Origin of the sequence: Achromobacter sp. DH1f (assembly GCF_000633435.1) — a bacterium.
GTDB lineage: Bacteria > Pseudomonadota > Gammaproteobacteria > Burkholderiales > Burkholderiaceae_B > Achromobacter > Achromobacter deleyi.
This window is the reverse complement of sequence record NZ_AYMF01000023.1, coordinates 126322-142488: the sequence shown is the minus strand read 5'-3', so window position 1 is coordinate 142488 and position 16167 is coordinate 126322. Positions and strand designations below refer to the sequence as shown.

General features: G+C 68.0%; 14 protein-coding genes. All 14 read right to left on the bottom strand.

What is annotated here, in order from left to right:
• Positions 1-10: 10 nt before the first annotated feature.
• The 14 genes from U858_RS0118655 to U858_RS0118590 all read right to left on the bottom strand — a co-directional run bounded on the left by U858_RS0118655 (position 11) and on the right by U858_RS0118590 (position 16162).
• Entirely contained in the window at positions 11-1045 is a 1035-nt protein-coding gene (locus tag U858_RS0118655; protein ID WP_198529738.1) for an alpha/beta hydrolase fold domain-containing protein, read from the bottom strand.
• A 25-nt stretch (positions 1046-1070) separates the two neighbouring features.
• The gene (locus U858_RS0118650) at positions 1071-1997 is read right to left on the bottom strand and encodes a glyoxylate/hydroxypyruvate reductase A (protein ID WP_025138673.1); all 927 of its coding nucleotides are present in this window, start codon (positions 1995-1997) and stop codon (positions 1071-1073) included.
• Positions 1994-3646, bottom strand: coding sequence for an ABC transporter ATP-binding protein (locus tag U858_RS0118645; protein WP_025138672.1), 1653 nt, complete (start codon positions 3644-3646; stop codon positions 1994-1996). The genes U858_RS0118650 and U858_RS0118645 overlap by 4 nt, the downstream gene beginning before the upstream one ends.
• Before the next feature lie 6 nt (positions 3647-3652).
• Positions 3653-4516: an ABC transporter permease gene (locus tag U858_RS0118640; RefSeq protein ID WP_025138671.1), complete on the bottom strand. Its 864-nt coding sequence runs from the start codon at positions 4514-4516 to the stop codon at positions 3653-3655.
• A 7-nt stretch (positions 4517-4523) separates the two neighbouring features.
• A complete protein-coding gene (locus tag U858_RS0118635) occupies positions 4524-5465 on the bottom strand; it encodes an ABC transporter permease (protein WP_025138670.1) in 942 nt (313 codons plus the stop codon).
• A 17-nt stretch (positions 5466-5482) separates the two neighbouring features.
• Entirely contained in the window at positions 5483-7072 is a 1590-nt protein-coding gene (locus tag U858_RS0118630) for an ABC transporter substrate-binding protein (protein ID WP_025138669.1), read from the bottom strand.
• Positions 7073-7159: 87 nt separating this feature from the next.
• Positions 7160-8599, bottom strand: a complete 1440-nt coding sequence (locus tag U858_RS0118625) for an amidase (RefSeq protein ID WP_025138668.1) — start codon at positions 8597-8599, stop codon at positions 7160-7162.
• Positions 8600-8789: 190 nt separating this feature from the next.
• Positions 8790-9755, bottom strand: coding sequence for a LysR family transcriptional regulator (locus tag U858_RS0118620; RefSeq protein ID WP_029954053.1), 966 nt, complete (start codon positions 9753-9755; stop codon positions 8790-8792).
• A gap of 51 nt (positions 9756-9806) precedes the next feature.
• Positions 9807-10979: an acyl-CoA dehydrogenase family protein gene (locus U858_RS0118615; RefSeq protein ID WP_025138666.1), complete on the bottom strand. Its 1173-nt coding sequence runs from the start codon at positions 10977-10979 to the stop codon at positions 9807-9809.
• Positions 10980-11025: 46 nt separating this feature from the next.
• Positions 11026-12012 (bottom strand): tripartite tricarboxylate transporter substrate binding protein, encoded by a 987-nt coding sequence (locus U858_RS0118610; RefSeq protein WP_025138665.1) that lies wholly within the window; start codon positions 12010-12012, stop codon positions 11026-11028.
• A 34-nt stretch (positions 12013-12046) separates the two neighbouring features.
• The gene (locus U858_RS0118605; RefSeq protein WP_025138664.1) at positions 12047-13618 is read right to left on the bottom strand and encodes a long-chain-fatty-acid--CoA ligase; all 1572 of its coding nucleotides are present in this window, start codon (positions 13616-13618) and stop codon (positions 12047-12049) included.
• On the bottom strand, positions 13615-14076 hold the full coding sequence (locus U858_RS0118600) for a MaoC/PaaZ C-terminal domain-containing protein (RefSeq protein WP_025138663.1): 462 nt from the start codon (positions 14074-14076) through the stop codon (positions 13615-13617). Before U858_RS0118600 ends, U858_RS0118605 begins: the two co-directional genes overlap by 4 nt.
• Complete coding sequence (locus tag U858_RS0118595) at positions 14073-15188, bottom strand: mandelate racemase/muconate lactonizing enzyme family protein (RefSeq protein ID WP_025138662.1); 1116 nt, start codon at positions 15186-15188, stop codon at positions 14073-14075. Before U858_RS0118595 ends, U858_RS0118600 begins: the two co-directional genes overlap by 4 nt.
• Positions 15188-16162: a tripartite tricarboxylate transporter substrate binding protein gene (locus U858_RS0118590; protein ID WP_025138661.1), complete on the bottom strand. Its 975-nt coding sequence runs from the start codon at positions 16160-16162 to the stop codon at positions 15188-15190. The genes U858_RS0118595 and U858_RS0118590 overlap by 1 nt, the downstream gene beginning before the upstream one ends.
• Positions 16163-16167: the final 5 nt, after the last annotated feature.

Sequence of the window (16167 nt, the reverse complement as noted above, 5' to 3'; positions counted from 1 at the left end):
AGTCTCCGGTTCAGGCCGAATGGGCGCCGTGTACAACGCGTTCGCCATGCAGCCAGGCCGCCGTGTCCTCGAACGCCTGCACGGCCGCGTCCGAGATCGACACCGCTTCCAGAAAGCTGTGGACCGTGCCGCGATAGACCTTGGCGCTGACGTCCACGCCGGCCGCCTTGAGCAGGCGTTCGAGCTCGATGCTGTCGTCGTGCAGCGGATCGCATTCGGTGACCACCATCCACACCGGCGGCAGCTGGCGCAGGTCGGCGCGCATGATGTCCACGCGTGGATCGAAGAAATCCTTGCCGTGGCGGATGTGCAGGCCGCGGAACCAGATCATCATGTGCAGCGACAGGCCGTAGTCGCCCGCGCCATAGCGCACCACCGAATTGCGGAACAGGTTGCTGCTGAAGCCGCCGTAATTGAGCACGATGCCCTTGATCAGCCCGCCCTGCCCTTCGTCGCGCAGCGTCAGCGCCGTGCCCATCGACAGGTTGGCGCCCGCCGAATCGCCGCCTATGAAGAGCTGGTCCGCATCGATGGACAATTCCCGGGCCTGCGCGGCGATCCAGCGCAGCACGTCCACGCACTCTTCCAAGGGCTGCGGGAACTTGGCTTCGGGCGCGCGGGTGTAGTCGATGCCGATCACCACGATGCCGGCGCGCTCGGCGTATTCGCGCATCACGCGGTCGTGCGTGTCGATCGAAAACAGCACGAAGCCGCCGCCATGGATGTACATGAAGGCGCCCGGCAGCCGGCGTTCGGCCGGATAGTGGATGCGCACCCGCACCTTGCCGTGGCGCGTGGCCACTTCGGTATTGACCGTGCGGGCCATTTGCGGGCCGCCCTGGGCCCACGGCAGGCGCACTTTCTCGGCATTGGCCCGCCCTTCTTCGATAGGCAGGGTATCGCGGCGCGGATACTGGGCCGCGTCCTTGGCCATCAGGCGCATGAACTCGGCGATCTGCGGATCGACCGGCGCGGGCGCGCCGGTCGGCAGCGTGAAAGCGGGGTCATCCAGGTAAGGCAGGGAATCGTGTTGCAGGCTCATCATCAGGGTCTCGTTGAAAAGCGCGCTGTCAGTAGCCGCGCGAGGTGTCTACGGTATTGGCCAGCGTCGCCCCGTGGCGCAGCCGGTGGATATTGGCCACGACCTGCTCGGCCACGGTGGCCGCAGTGGGCATGGTGGCCATGTGCGGGGTGACCACCACTCCGGGCGTGCGCCAGAGCGGGTCGTCGGGCGGCAGCGGCTCGTGCGCGAACACGTCGAGCACTGCGCCGCGCAGGTGGCCGGATTGCAGGGCCGCGATCAGGTCCGCGGGCACCAGGTGCTCTCCCCGGCCGCAATTGACTACGGCGGCGCCCTGGGGCAGCGCGGCGAACGTGCGGGCATTGAGAATGCCGCGCGTGGCATCGGTCAGCGGCAGCAGGCAGATCAGCACGTCGCAGTGGGCCAGGAAGCCGTCGAAAGCCGCCTGGCCGGCATGCACGGTGATGCCGGCGATCTCGCGCGGGCTGCGCGACCAGCCGTGCACGTCATAGCCCAGGCTGGGGAGGAAGGCGGCGATGGCGCCGCCCAGCTCACCCAGGCCCATGACGCCCACGCGGAAATCGCCCGCCGCCACCTGCACGCCGCGCTGCCAGTGCGCCCGGGCCTGGTTGGCCAGCGCCTGGTCCAGCTTGCGGTGAAAGTGCAGCACCGACCACATCACGTACTGCAGCATGCCCTGGGCCAACTGCGGGTCCACCACGCGGCAGACCGGCAGGCCCCGGGTGTCCTGCCCGGCCAGCAGGTTGTCCACCCCGGCCGCAATGCTGTGGATCAGGCGCAGCCTGGGCATGTCGGCATAGACGCCGGCCGGCGGGTTCCAGCACACGGCCACCTCGGCCTGCAGGCAGGCCGGGTCGGGCCAGACGGCCACGTCAAGGCCGTCATCGCGCGCCTGCAGCAGCGGCTGGAAATAGGCCAGGTTGGCCGAACGGGACAACAATGCAACGCGGGTCATGCGCAAGCCTCTTTCAGAACAATGCTGGCCTGGCGGCTGCCCAGGCCGTCCTTGCCGGGAATGGCGGCCAGCAGCTCGCGGGTGTAGTCGCTGGACGGGTGGCGGAAAATCTGTTCGGCCGGGCCGATCTCCATGACCTTGCCGCGCTGCATGACGGCGATGCGATGGCACAGCCGCGCGGCCACGCGCAGGTCGTGCGTGATGAAGATCATGCTCAGGTTCAGGCGTTCGCGAATGGCCTCCAGCAGGTCCAGGATCTGCGCCTGCACCGATACGTCCAGGGCCGATACAGCCTCGTCGGCAATCAGCACCTCGGGCTCCATCATCAGCGCCCGGGCAATCGAGATGCGCTGGCGCTGGCCGCCCGAGAACTCGTGTGGATAGCGCTGCAAGGCGCTGGCATCCATGCTGACCAGGTCCAGCATCTCGCGCATGCGCTCGGCCACGCGGGCCGGCGATTCTCCATAATTCATCGGGCCCTCGGCCAGGGTCTGGGCAATGGTGCGGCGGGGGTTGAACGAGCGGTACGGGTCCTGGAACACCATCTGGATGCGTTTGCACCACTGGCGCCACTGGGTGCGCGACAGGCGCGAGACGTCCTGGCCGTTCATCACGATGCGCCCGCCCGTGGGCGCGGCGAAATGCGCCAGGCAGCGGCCCAGCGTGGTCTTGCCCGAGCCGGATTCACCCACCACGCCCAGCGTCTCGCCGCGTGCCAGCGACAGGCTCACGTCGTTCAGGGCATGCACCTCGCGGTGGTGCGAACGGAACAGGCCGCCGGTCACAAAGCGCATCTGCAGGTTTTCGACCGAAATCACCGGGTCATCGGCCGGCGGTATCCGGCGGGCGCCGAATTCGCCCTTGGGGACGGCGTCGATCAGCTTGCGGGTGTAGGCGTGGCGCGGCTGCTCCAGCACCTCTTGCGCCGTGCCGGTCTCGACGATCTGCCCCTGCTGCATGACGATGACGCGGTCGGCAATCTCGGCCACCACGTCGAAATCATGGGTGATGAAGAGAATGCCGGTGTCATGCCGCTCGCGCAGCCCGTGCAACAGGCGCAGCACCTGGGCCTGCGAGGTCACGTCCAGGGCCGTGGTGGGTTCGTCGGCAATGATCAGCGCAGGTTCCAGCGCCAGCGCCATGGCGATCATCACCCGCTGGCGCTGGCCGCCCGACAACTGGTGCGGATAGGCGTGCTGCAGGGTGTCGGGCGACGGCAGCCGCATGTCGGCCAGCAGGCGCAGCACCCGCGCCTGCACCTCGCGCGCGCCCAGCTGCGGCGCATGGAACTGGAAGATCTCGGCGATCTGCCGGCCCACCCGCATCAGCGGATTGAGCGCGGTCATGGGTTCCTGGAAGATCATGGCCATGCGGTTGCCGCGCAGCGCCCGCAGTTCGGCGGGCGAGGCCTGGGTGATGTCCTGGCCGGACAACAGGATCTGGCCGCTTTCGCGCGTCAGCACGTTGCGCGGCAGCAGGCCCATGACCGCGCTGGCAGTCACCGATTTGCCCGAGCCGGATTCGCCCACGATGCAGACGATCTCGCGCGGATGCACGGTCAGGCTGATGCCGTGGGCGGCATGGCGGCGGTCGCCGGCGCCCGGCAGGCGCACGCTGAGATCGCGGACTTCAAGTACAGGATGAGACATGGAGGTTCAACCGTTGCGTTTGCGCGCCATGCGCGGATCCAGACGGTCGCGCAGCGCGTCGCCGAAAAGATTGATGGACAGGATCAACAGCGCCAGATAAGCGCCGGGAAACAGCACGATCCAGGGCGCGCGCTGGAAAAAGGCGCGGCCTTCGGAAATGATGCTGCCCAGGCTGGGAATCTCTGGCGGAAAGCCCAGCCCCAGAAAGCCCAGCACGGCTTCAATCAGGATGGCCGAGGCGCAGATGAACGTGGCCTGCACCACCAGCGGGTTGATGGTGCTGGGCAGCACGTGGCGCCACAGCACGCGCACGGTGCGCGTGCCCATGCCCAGCGAGGCCTCGACATACGGTTCTTCGCGCACCGACAGCACCACGCTGCGCACCAGCCGGGCCACGCGCGGGATCTCGGGAATGGAGATGGCGATCACCATGGTCGGGATCGACGCCCCGCCCAAGGCCACCATGGCAATGGCCAGCAGCAGGCCGGGAATGGCCATGATGCCGTCGATGATGCGCATGATGAAGCCGTCCAGGCGGCGGAAATAGCCCGCCAGGATGCCCAAAGCCAGGCCCGCACAGACGGAAATCACGGCCACCAGGGCGGCCAGCGTGATGGACAGGCGTCCGCCGTAGAGCACGCGCGAAAACAGGTCGCGGCCCAGGGAATCGGTGCCCAGCCAATAGCCCTCGCTGATGGGTTTCAGGCGCAGGCGCGGCGACAGGGCGGCCGGGTCGTGCCAGGTGATCCACGGCGCCAGCATGGCCAGGGCCACCAGGGCCAGCAGCAGCGCCAGGCCGCACAGCATCATGGGGTCGCGCGCCAGGGTGGGCCAGAGGCCGCGCGCGCGGGGCAGGACGAGAGTGGTCATGGCGTTCTCAGTAGCGGATGCGCGGATCGAGCACCACATACAGCATGTCGATCACCAGGTTGATGAATACGTAGACGAACGAGAAGAACAGGATCGTCCCCTGCACCACGGGATAGTCGCGCGCCAGCACGGCATCGACGATCAGGCGGCCCACCCCGGGAATGTTGAAGATGGTCTCGGTGACGACCACGCCGCTGATGAGCGTGGTGAGCGCCAGGCCGATCACGGTGACGATGGGCACGGCGGCGTTGCGCAGCGCGTGGCGGTACAGCACGTAGCGTTCGGGCACGCCCTTGGCCCGGGCGGTACGCACGAAGTCTTCGCCCAGCACTTCCAGCATGCTGCCACGCGTGATGCGGGTGATCAGCGCCACGAACACCGTCGCCAGCGTGACGGTGGGCAGCACCATGTGATACAGAAAGGTGCCGAAGCCAGACGCCAGCCCCGCATACCCCTGCACCGGTAGCCAGTTGAGCTTGACCGAGAACACCAGGATCAGCAGGTAGCCCACCACGAAGGCCGGCACCGAAAAGGCCAGCACGGTCACCGCCAGCGTGATGCGGTCCAGCAGCCGCTTGTGCCACCAGGCCGAGAACACGCCCAGCGGAATGGCGGCCAGCACCGTCACCAGGATGGCGCACAGCGCCAGGGCCAGGGTCGGCCCCAGCCGCTGCCCGATCAGCGACGACACCGGGTCTTTCGAAATGATGGACACGCCCAGGTCGCCTTGCAGCAGCGCGCCCATGGCCAGCACATATTGCGTGGCCAGCGGCTTGTCCAGCCCCATGTCGGCGCGGATCTGCGCCACGGTGTCTTCGCTGGCCATGTCGCCGGCAATGATGCGCGCCGGGTCGCCGGGCGCCAGGCGCAACAGCAGGAAGACCACGGTCGCCACCACCAGCATCACCGGAATGGCGGCCGCCAGGCGCTTGAAAACGAGATTCAGCATGATGCGCTCTCCTGCCCTTACTTGGGCGAGGTCCAGAACAGGGGAATCGGCGCGTCCACCAGGTCGGCGAACTTGGCGTCATAGCCCTTGAACTTGGAATAGCCGCCCAGGGGCACGAAGGTCACCTGGTCATAGCTGCGGCGCTGGATGGCGGCGGCAATCGCGCGCTTGTCGTCCTCGGTCTGCGCGCCGGCATACTGGTCGCGCAGTCTTTCCATGTCGGCATCGACGCTCCAGCCGGGGTAGCTGGCGCCGGGCCGCGCATCCAGGTTGGGATTGCCTACCGGTGAGGTCAGGTCCAGGCTGGACAGGTTGGAATGGAAGATGCTCCAGCCGCCCTGCTCCACCGGCTCTTTCTTGGTACGGCGGCTGAGCAGCGTGGCCCAGTCCATGGATTGCACCTCGACGTTCATGCCGATGCTGCGCAGGGCCTGCGCGGTGACCGGCGCGATGTTGGCGAAGATTGGCAGGTCGGTCGGATGCAGAATCACGACCTTCTGCCCGGCATAGCCGCTTTCCTTGAGCAGTTGGCGCGCCCGGGCCAGGTCCGGCTTGTGGATCTGCGTGGCGCCCTCTTCCGACGCATAGGGCGACACGCAGGTCAGCACGGCGCCGCACACCTGGTAGACGTCCGGGTCGCCGATCTGGGCGTCCAGGTAGTCGGTCTCGTACAGGGCGGCCAGCGCGGCACGGCGCACCTTCACGTTGTCGAACGGCGGCTGCAGCCAGTTCATGCGCAGCGTGAACATATTGGAATTCTTGCCGTACGACTTGAGCGTGATGCCCTTGGCGTCCTTCAATTGCGGCATCAGGTCGGGCGGCACGTCTTCCACGAAGTCGATCTCGCCGCGTCGCAGCGCGTTGACGGCGGTCTGGCTATCGGGAATGTTGACCAGTTCCAGCCGGTCGATGCGCGCCACCTTGCCGCCGGCAAAGGCGCTGGCCTTCTCTTTACGCGGCACGTAACCGTCGAACTTGAGGTAGGTGGCCTTCACCCCCGCCTGGAAATCGGCCTGCACGAACTTGTACGGGCCCGACCCGACCACCTCGGTGATGGCCTGCGTGGCGGGCGTATCGGCGATGCGCTTGGGCATGATGAACGGCACCGGCGAACCTTCCTTGGCCAGCGAATCCAGCACCAGGCCGTACGGGGCTTTCAGCGTCAGCACCACGGTGTCATTGCCCTGCGCCGCCAGCGACGCCGTGGCCTGGGCGAGGCGGTTACCGATGGTCGGGTCGCCCGCCTGCCAGCGCTTGAGGGACGCCACCACGTCTTCGGCCTTGACCGGGCTGCCGTCATGGAAGATCAGCCCGGGGCGCAGCGTGAAGGTGTAGGTCAGCTTGTCTGGCGACACCGTCCAGGTGTCCACCATCTGCGGCTGCGGATGACCCGAGGCGTCCATCGAGAACAGCGTGTCGTAGACCAGGTAACCGTGGTTGCGGGTGACATAGGCGGTCGTCAGCACCGGGTCCAGCACACGCAGCGGCGCATGCATGACGAATTTCGCCGTGGTCTGGGCTTGGGTCTGGGCTTGGGTCTGGGTTTGAACCAGCGCCATGCCGCAGCCCAGGGCCAGGGCCGTGCAGACGCGCAAGAATCGTTTCATTGTTTTCCCCTTGATGATGGTGAACTGCGCGAACGGCTGGGCGCGTCGGCGGCTGCGTCAGCCGCCAACCGATCAGCCGCCGTTGAATCAACGGCCAGGCAACGTCACGGCATGCGCCGGCCAGGGCGCGGCGCGCTCGATCTGGGCCGCCAGCCGCAGAATCTGGTCTTCGCGGCCGAAATGCCCGATCAGTTGGCACGCCAGCGGCACGCCGTCGGGCGTGGCCGCCACCGGCAAGCTCGCCGCCGGCCGCCCCGACGCATTGACGAAGGCCAGGAAGGTGGCGTAGCGCGAAACCTTTTCGCGAAACGCCCAGAAACCGCCCGTCAGCGCCAGTTCACCCAGGCGCGCCGGCAATTGCGTGAGGGTCGGCGACAGCACCAGGTCCACTCCCTGCATGGCCTGGCTCAAGGCCCGGCCGATGGCATGGAAACGCTGGATGGCATCCACGTATTGCGTGGCGACGATGCCCCGGCCGATGTCCAGGCCGTCGCGGATCACGGGTTCCAGGTCGTCGTCACGCAAGGTGCGGCCCAGCACGGCCAGCCGCGCGTCCACCGCCAGCACGATATTGGTGGCCAGCACCGTGCCATGGGCGCGCACGAAGGCGCCGTAATCGAAATCGGGCAGCGGGCCATCGACCACCTCGTGGCCCAGTTCGCGGCACAACCGCGCGGTGTCTTCCAGCGCCTGGCGGCAGGAATCGGCGATGGGAATGCCGTTGAAGGCGTCGCGCCAGACGGCAATGCGCAAGCGCCCTGCCCCTTGCTCGCGCACCGCATCCAGATACGAACCCGGCCGGGGCGGCGCGGCATACGGTGCACCCGAGGCATAGCCGCCGATCGCGTCCAGCGCCGCGGCGGTATCACGCACGCTGCGCGTGATGACGCCATCGCACGCCATGCCGCCCCAACCCTCGCCGCGCGCCGGCCCCATGGGCACGCGGCCGCGGCTGGGCTTCAGGCCGAAGACGCCGTTGCAGGCGGCCGGAATGCGGATCGAACCGCCGCCGTCGCTGCCATGGGCCACCGGCACGATGCCGGCCGCCACGGCTGCCGCGGCGCCGCCGCTGGAACCGCCCGTCGAACGGTCGTTGGCGCGCGGGTTGATCGTGGGGCCGCCGTGCACGCTCGATTCGGTGGACGGCCCCATGCACAGTTCGGACACCGTGCTGCGGCCAAAGGGAATCAAGCCGGCGGCGTCGAAGCGTTCGGCCAGCGTCGCATCGTACGCGTATTCGATATCGGCAAACAGCCGCGAGCCCAGGTTGGACGGAAACCGCCGGCTGGCCAGGCCCGAATCCTTCAACAGAAAGGGAATGCCGCCAAACGGCCCCCGCGCCTGCCAGCGGGCGGCCTCTTCACGGGCCTGCTCGGGCCGCAGATGCACCAGCGCGCGCAAAGGCGCGCCCCGTTCCTCTGCCAATTGCAGGGCGCATTCCATCAACTGCGCCGAACTCACTTCCTTCTTGGCCAGCATCTCTGCCAGCGCCAACCCATCCAGGTCGGCGTATTGCGCTGCTTGCATGACTTCCTTCCGGCTAGAATCGTTAAAGTATTGCTATACAATACCTACATACTTCATAAAAATATTCTAGCGGGGCGCTGGCAATTACGGCAACGCAGGCAGCGTCAGGGATTTCCCGGGTCGTTCACACGTCCCGAGGCAATGCAATGAAGGGGGTTGCGCCGCGGCCCCGCAGCGCGGATGGCCGGAATCAGTCGGCCGACGGCAGCACCGGCGAGCGGTCTTCCATGAACAGGTCGGCGATGACGCCGCGCAGCCAGCGGGTGCCTTCGTCCTGGTGGCTGCGTTCGTGCCAGAACTGCTTGACCTCGAAGCCGGGCGGGTTTTCCAGCGGCAGCGGCAGGATCTTGATGCGCCGTTGCGGCGCCATGATGCGCGCCACCGTGCCGGGCAGCACGGCCAGCAGGTCGCTGGTTTCGATGATTTCCGGCACTACCGTGAAATGCGGCACGCGCAGCGCGATGTGGCGGCGCAGGCCCTGCTTTTCCAGGTATTGCTCGATCAGCGTGGTGGTGGACGATTGCGGCGAGGCGCGGCGGTAGCGCGACCCCGCCGGTTCAATCATGACGTGGGACTCGGCGGCGAATTGCTCGATGTCCAGCCGCTGGCCGATGCGGGGATGCCCGGCGCGCATCAGGCAGACGTAATGGTCGCCAAACAGGCGTTGCTGATAGAAGCCGGCGGTCAAGGCCGGCAGAAAGCCGATGGCCAGGTCGGCGTCTTCGGCTTCCAGCGCTTCGCGATAGCTTTCGCGCGGCAGTTGCCGGATGCGCAGGCTAACACCGGGCGCCACCGCCTTCAGATGCTGCATCAGGCGCGGCAGGAACACGACTTCGCCCAGATCGCTGAGCAGCACCTCGAAGGTACGACCGGACTGCGCGGGGTCGAACGGCACGGCGTTCTGCAGCCCGGCCTGCAACACGGCCAGCCCGGCCCGCACGCTGGGCGCGATGCGATGGGCAAAGGGCGTGGGTTCCATGCCGCTCTTCACCCGCACGAACAGGGGGTCGCCGCACAGCTGCCGCAGGCGGACCAGCGCGTGGCTCATCGACGGCTGCGTCAGGCCGATGCGCAAACCGGCGCGAGTAACATTGCGCTCTTGCATCATGGCGTCGAAGGCCACCAGCAGGTTCAGGTCGATGTTCTCGATATTCATCGCAATGTCCGTCACGCGGTGGCCGGCCGCGCCGCGGGCGGGTCGGAGGGGTCAGGTATCGAAGCGGTCCACCCTTTCCCGCCCGGACAGCACGCCCGTCGCAATGATGGTGCGCTGCATTTCGGACGACCCTTCGGTGATGGTCCGGCTGCGTGCGTCGCGAAACATCAGTTCCAGCGGCAGTTCGCGCGACAGGCCCACGCCGCCGTGGATCTGGATCGCCCGATCCACCACCCTGACCAGCATGTCGTCGGCAAAGAGCTTCACGGCAGACGCTTCAAGATGATAGTTCAAGCCCTGCTCGGCCTTCCAGGCCGCGTGATGGACCAGCGTGCGCGCGGCATGCAGTTCGACGGTGGAATCCGCGATCATCCATTGGATCGCCTGGCGCTGGGCCAGCGGCTGGCCAAAGGTGTGGCGGGTATTGGCGTAGGCGATGGCCAGGTCCAGCGCACGTTGGGCGCGGCCGATGGCCTTGGGGCCATGGGACAGGCGGCCGGCGTCCAGGAATTCCCGGGCCAGTTGCCAGCCCTGGCCGACGCCGCCGACGACCTGGCTGGCCGCTACGCGCACGTTTTCGAACAGCAGTTCCCAGGGCTTGTCGGGCGACATCAGGTCGAATGACTGGCCCAGCCGCATGCCCGGCGTGCCGCGGTCGACCAGAAAACACGACACGCCCAGGTCTTTGCCATCGACCCGCGTGCGGGCAAACAGCTGCACGAAATCGGCCTTGTCGGCGCCGGTGATGAAGATCTTGGCGCCGTTGATGACGAAATCGCCGCCGTCGGCCACGGCGGTGGTTTTCATGCCGGCGGGGTCCGAGCCGGCTTCGGCCTCGGTCAGCGCAAAGCAGGTGCGCTTGTCGCCACGAACGACCGGCATCAGGTACTGCGCCTGCTGGCGGGCGTCGCCATGGAACAGCACCGGCCCAAGGTAAGGCGTGAAGACGGTCGGCGCCCGGAAGGCGGGCACGTTGCAGCGGGCCAGTTCCTCGAACACCACGCACCGGCCCACGGCGCCGATGCCGCCGCCGCCCACGGATTCGGGCAGGTCAAAGGCCCAGAATCCCAGCGCCTTGGCCTGGTCCTGCAAGCCGCGGCGCACGTCATCGGGAATGTCGGTCTCGTTGGCGTAGCGGGCCTCCAGCGGCATCAGCGCTTCAGCGACGAAACGGCGGGTGGAATCGCGCAGCTGGCGTAATTCGGATGGCAATTCGAAATCCATGGGGCCTCCGGGGGTGTGGGCCTGGGTATCAATGAAAGTCGCGTCCCTAGTCCAGCTTGACGTTCAGGCCGCGAATGACGTGTTCGTATTCCTGGCGATCGCGTTCCAGAAAGCGCGCAAACGCGTCCGGCCCCAGGTCCAGCGGCTCCAGCCCCACGCGGGTGATGGTCTTTTCCTGGAAGGCGGGCTGCGCGATCACCTGACGCACGGCCGCCGCGATGTCGGCCACCACGGCCGGCGGCGTGCCCGCGGGCGCCACCAGGCCGAACCACGACTGCGACACCATATGGGGAAAGCCCAGCTCGGCGAACGTGGGCGTATCGGGAAACGCCGCGATCCGCTGCGGCGCGGCGACGGCCAAGAGGCGCACCTTGCCGCCCTTGACCATGGGAATGGACGGCGGCACGCCCACCATGGCCATATTGATCTGCCCGCCCGCCAGCGCCGTCATCACGTCGGCCACGCCCTTGTAGGGCACATGGTTCAGTTCGATGCCCGCCTGGGCGGAAAACGCCGCGGCGTCCAGGTGGGCCTTGCTGCCCTGGCCATAAGACCCGTAGGTCACCTGGCCGGGCCGGGCCTTGGCCTGCGCCACCAGGTCGGCCACGCTTTGAACCGGAAAGTCCTTGGCGACCAGCAGGATTTCGCGGGTCTGCGCCACCCCCGCCACCGGCGTGAAGCTCTTGACGGGGTCGTAGGGCAGCTTGCGGTACAGGTACTGGTTGGACGACAGCGTCGGGTCGTTGGCCATCAGCAAGGTGTAGCCGTCGGGCTGCGAGCGCGCCACGTATTCCGCTGCAATGATCGTGTTGGCGCCCGGCCGGTTCTCGATGATGACGGGCTGCGACCAGCGTACGCCCAATTCCTGCGCCAGGCCGCGGGCCAGCACGTCGGCCAGCCCGCCGGCCGTGAACGGCACCACGATGCGCACCATCTTTGTAGGAAACGCCTCGCCCGGCGCCGCCTGTGTCACCTGCCCCGCGCTCAGCGCCAATGCGGCCATGCCCGCCGCCCACATCCTGTAGCTGCCCATGCCTGTCTCCTCGTTGGTCTTTTCGGGATGGCCGTCAGGCCACCTGTCTGCCGGCGCGGTCCCAGTACGGGGCCCGCAAGGCTTTCTTGTCCACTTTGCTGGTGCTGGCCATGCGCGGCAGCGCATCCAGGAACTCGACGCTGCGCGGCTTCTTGTAGCTGGCGATGTGGTCGCGGCAGTGCTGGACGAGGTCGGCTTCGTCGACGTCGGCGCCCGGCTGGCGCACCACGAAGGCCTTGACGGATTCGCCCCATTTCTCGTCGGGGATGCCGATGACGGCGGCCTCGCGTACGGCCGGATGCCGCATCAGCGTCTCTTCGACCTCGCGGGAATAGATGTTTTCGCCGCCCGAGATGATCATGTCTTTCTTGCGGTCGACGATGAAGAGGTACCCATCCGGATCGACATAGCCGACGTCGCCTGTCTTCATCCAGCCATCGACCAGCGCCGCGGCCGTTTCGCGGGGTTTGCGCCAATAACCCTGCATGATCGCGGCCGAACGCATCTGGATCTCGCCCACCTGGCCGTCGGCCAGCACGGCGCCGGCGTCGTCGACGATGCGCAGGTCCACGCCCAGGATCGGCTGGCCGGCCGACGCCATGCGCGCCGCCTCGGCGGCTGAGCCGTCGGGCAGGTGCTGATGCTTGAGCAGCACCGTGCCCGGGCCGTGTTCGGTCATGCCGTAGGTCTGCATGAAGATCGGCCCGAAGGTCGCGCGCGCCCGCCGCGACAAGGCCACCGACATGGGGGCCGACGCATAGCAGACCACCCGCAGGCTGGACACGTCGACGGGCGCCTCGGCCTGCGCATCGACCAGCGCCTGGATCATGACGGGCGCGAAATGCGCCGCCGTCACGCGATGGGCCGCGATGCTGGCGAGGATGTCGCGGGCGTCGAAGCGGCGATGCAGCACGATGGTGGCGCCGCCGATCAGGTAGCTGAGCAGTTCCGTGGTGCCGCCGATGTGATACAGCGGCATCACGATCAGCATGCGGTCGTCTTGCCCGCTGGCGTGCGTCAGCGCCAGCATGCGGGCCTGCTCGACCTGCGCGCCGTTGGCCAGCATGACGCCCTTGGGCACACCCGTGGTGCCGCTGGTGTAGATCAGCAGCAGGGTGTCGTCGGCCTCGGCCCGCCAGGGCGGCGGTTGGGTGCTGGCGGCGGCCAGGGCGGCTTCGTAGCGGTCGGCGCCTTGGCCGGCGTCACTGCCCTGCCCGGCCCCCAGGCACAGCACCTGGGCCTGCGCCGGCAACGCGGGGCGCAAGGCCGCCACGGTCTCGGCATACTCGGGCTCATGAATCAGTAGCGCCGGCTCGCAGTCGCGCAGAATGGCGGCCTGGTCAGCCACCCCCAGCCGGTAGTTGATGCCCACGGCGATGAAGCCGCCCATGCCCGCCGCGGCGTAGAGTTCCAGGTATTCCGGGCAGTTCTGCGCCAGGATGGCAATGCGGCTGCCGCATTGCAGCCCCCGCGCGATCAGGGCGTTGCACAGGCGCCGCACGCGTTCGGCGAATTCGCCATGGGTGATGCGGCGGCCCTCGAACAGAAAGGCCGGATGGTCGCGATAGCAGCGCGCGTTGCGCTCGATGATGTCGCCCAGAATCATGGTGTGTCTTCTCCGTTGGCCAGGCGCAGCAGCGTGCTGCCGTAGCCTTCTTGAACGATGCGCGACTGGGAATCCAGCAGCGCGAAATGACGCTCGACGATGGCGCGCCCGCCACCGGACACCACCCGCGCGGCGCTGATGGACGTGCGCACCCGCACGGTGTCGCCGGCCACCAGAGGGCGCCGGTAGCGCCAGTCGCGCAGGCCCAGGGCGCCGATCACCGGCTCGGCGAATTCCGGCAGCCGGGTCGACATGCCCATCGCCAGCAGGATGCCGTAGGGCCCATGGAACATCGGGCCTTCGATACCGTGTTCGCGGCAATAGTCGGCATCGGCGTGAATCGGATGCCAGTCGCCCGTCAACATGCACGACAGCGACAGGTCGGCCTGCGTCAGCGTGCGGGCGGTGCTGGTGTAGGTGGACCCCACGGTCAGTTCCAGGAATGGCACCGGATTCATCGCGTCACCTCGACATCGGCCATCGCCGCCCAGTCGATGCGTTCGCACACGGACGGCCAATCGGGCATGGCAATTGCGCCATCCAGCACGACGGGCACGTCGTCCAGCATCTGTTCGCGCATCGCCAGGAACCAGGTCAATTCGGCCGGCGCGGCCGCGGGCGGCAAGGCGGCGGCGAACTGCAGGCCCGCCCAGGTACCCAGCGCGCTTTCGCCCATCAGCCCGGCCACCGCCGTGGCGTTCGCGGCCTGCGCCAGTTGCCGCATGTGCAGCGCGTCAGACAGGCCGAACCGCCCCGGCTTGAGGCTCAAGGCCCGGGCGCCGCGTTCCAGGAACAGATGCGCATCGCGCACCCCGGTCATGCCGAAGTCGACCAGCAGCGGCACGTTCACCGATTGCTGCAAGGCCGTGTAACCCTGGTCCGGCACGAAGGCGCAAGGGTCTTCGACCATGATCGCGCCGGCCCGGCTCAGGGCGCTGGCGTACCCCGCGGCGTCGGCCGCCGGATACGCGCCGTTGGCATCCACGTACAGGGCGACGCCATCGCCGACCGCCTGCCGCACGGCGTCCAGGCAAGCCACGTCCAGCGCCATCCCCTGCCCACCCTTGATCTTCAGCGTGCGAAAGCCATGGCGCGCGATCATGTCGGCCGCCTCGCGCGCCATCGCGGCGGGCGGTTGCCGGGTCACCGCCCAGGACACCGGCACCTGCGCCCGCCCCTGCATCCGGCGCCACAGCGGCACGCCGGTACGGGCGCCCAGCCAGTCCCAGCAGGCGTTGTCGATCAGCGTCTTGGCCGGCTGGTTGCCGGGAATGGCGTCCAGCACGGTGCGCAGCTGGCGCGGGTCGGACAGGTTGTGGCCACGCACCAGCGGTTCGAACATCTCGGCCAGCGCGCAGACCAGGCTGGCGGCCGTGGCGCCCACCCAGGTCGGCTTGACCGCCACCTCGGCCGCACCCGCGCAGCCCGAGGCCGTTTCGATGCGCAGCACCACGAACGTGGCCGCCGTTTCGGTCAGGTCGCTCCATTGCACTGCGCGTTCATAGGCCAGGCGGCGCACAAAGACGCGCCATCCGGTGATGGGTTCGGCGTCGGGAAAATGGCGATCCATCAGTCCTGCTCCGCGCCGAAGGTGTCGATCAAGGCCTTCCATTTGGGCGATTCCACCGCCACGAACGCCTTGACCTGCTCGGCGTCCAGGTAGTGCGGTTCGGTGCCCAGCTGGGTCAACCGGGCCTGCATGTCGGGCTGCTGCACGATGCGGCCGATCTCGGCGCTCAACCGCGCCACCACGTCAGGCGGGGTGTCCTTGGGCGCGAACAGCCCGTACCAGGCCAGCGCTTCGAAATCGGGATAGCCCGCCTCGGCCACCGTCGGCACCGACGGCGCCAGCGGGGTCCGCGAGCGCGAGGTGACGGCCAGCGCCCGCAGCTTGCCCGCCTGCACCTGGGGCAGCACGCCGGGCAGCGTGAAGAACGTCATGGACACGTTGCCTGCCATGACCGCCGTCACCGCCTCCGGCCCGGCGTTGTAGGGCACGTGCTTGATCTTGATATGCGCCAGGCTGGCCAGCATGGCGCCCGCCAGATGGCCCGAGGTGCCGCGGCCGGCGGACGAATAGGTCAGTTCATCGGGCTTTTGCCGAGCCAGGGCCACCAGGTCCGCCACGGACTTGGCCGGCACGTCAGGCCCCACCACCAGCATGTTGGGCGCCACGGCCACCATGGCCACCGGCGGCACGTCGCGCATGGGGTCGTAGGTCAGATTCTTGTACAGGTGCGGCCCGACCGAATGCGTCGGACTGCCGCTGACCAGGAACACATAGCCATCCGCCCGCGACCGCGCCACCTGCGACGCGCCCAGGTGGCCGCCGGCGCCAGGCTTGTTTTCCACGACAAAGGTCTGGCCCAGTGACGTCGTCAGCTTCTCGGCCAGGGCCCGTGCCAGGATGTCGGCCGTGCCGCCCGCGCCCGACGAGACCACCAGCCGCACCGGCTTGTCGGGCCATGCCGCCAAAGCGAGCGCGCAAGGAAACCCCAGCGCCAGCGCGGCCAGGCCGCGCGCGCATTGCATTCGAGTGAACATGAAAG

What these genes read in the sequence shown, in the direction of transcription:
- U858_RS0118655 (WP_198529738.1), bottom strand. Translation starts at nt 1,045, where the DNA reads ATGATGAGCCTGCAACACGATTCCCTGCCTTACCTGGATGACCCCGCT.
- U858_RS0118650 (WP_025138673.1), bottom strand. Translation starts at nt 1,997, where the DNA reads ATGACCCGCGTTGCATTGTTGTCCCGTTCGGCCAACCTGGCCTATTTC.
- U858_RS0118645 (WP_025138672.1), bottom strand. Translation starts at nt 3,646, where the DNA reads ATGTCTCATCCTGTACTTGAAGTCCGCGATCTCAGCGTGCGCCTGCCG.
- U858_RS0118640 (WP_025138671.1), bottom strand. Translation starts at nt 4,516, where the DNA reads ATGACCACTCTCGTCCTGCCCCGCGCGCGCGGCCTCTGGCCCACCCTG.
- U858_RS0118635 (WP_025138670.1), bottom strand. Translation starts at nt 5,465, where the DNA reads ATGCTGAATCTCGTTTTCAAGCGCCTGGCGGCCGCCATTCCGGTGATG.
- U858_RS0118630 (WP_025138669.1), bottom strand. Translation starts at nt 7,072, where the DNA reads ATGAAACGATTCTTGCGCGTCTGCACGGCCCTGGCCCTGGGCTGCGGC.
- U858_RS0118625 (WP_025138668.1), bottom strand. Translation starts at nt 8,599, where the DNA reads ATGCAAGCAGCGCAATACGCCGACCTGGATGGGTTGGCGCTGGCAGAG.
- U858_RS0118620 (WP_029954053.1), bottom strand. Translation starts at nt 9,755, where the DNA reads ATGAATATCGAGAACATCGACCTGAACCTGCTGGTGGCCTTCGACGCC.
- U858_RS0118615 (WP_025138666.1), bottom strand. Translation starts at nt 10,979, where the DNA reads ATGGATTTCGAATTGCCATCCGAATTACGCCAGCTGCGCGATTCCACC.
- U858_RS0118610 (WP_025138665.1), bottom strand. Translation starts at nt 12,012, where the DNA reads ATGGGCAGCTACAGGATGTGGGCGGCGGGCATGGCCGCATTGGCGCTG.
- U858_RS0118605 (WP_025138664.1), bottom strand. Translation starts at nt 13,618, where the DNA reads ATGATTCTGGGCGACATCATCGAGCGCAACGCGCGCTGCTATCGCGAC.
- U858_RS0118600 (WP_025138663.1), bottom strand. Translation starts at nt 14,076, where the DNA reads ATGAATCCGGTGCCATTCCTGGAACTGACCGTGGGGTCCACCTACACC.
- U858_RS0118595 (WP_025138662.1), bottom strand. Translation starts at nt 15,188, where the DNA reads ATGGATCGCCATTTTCCCGACGCCGAACCCATCACCGGATGGCGCGTC.
- U858_RS0118590 (WP_025138661.1), bottom strand. Translation starts at nt 16,162, where the DNA reads ATGTTCACTCGAATGCAATGCGCGCGCGGCCTGGCCGCGCTGGCGCTG.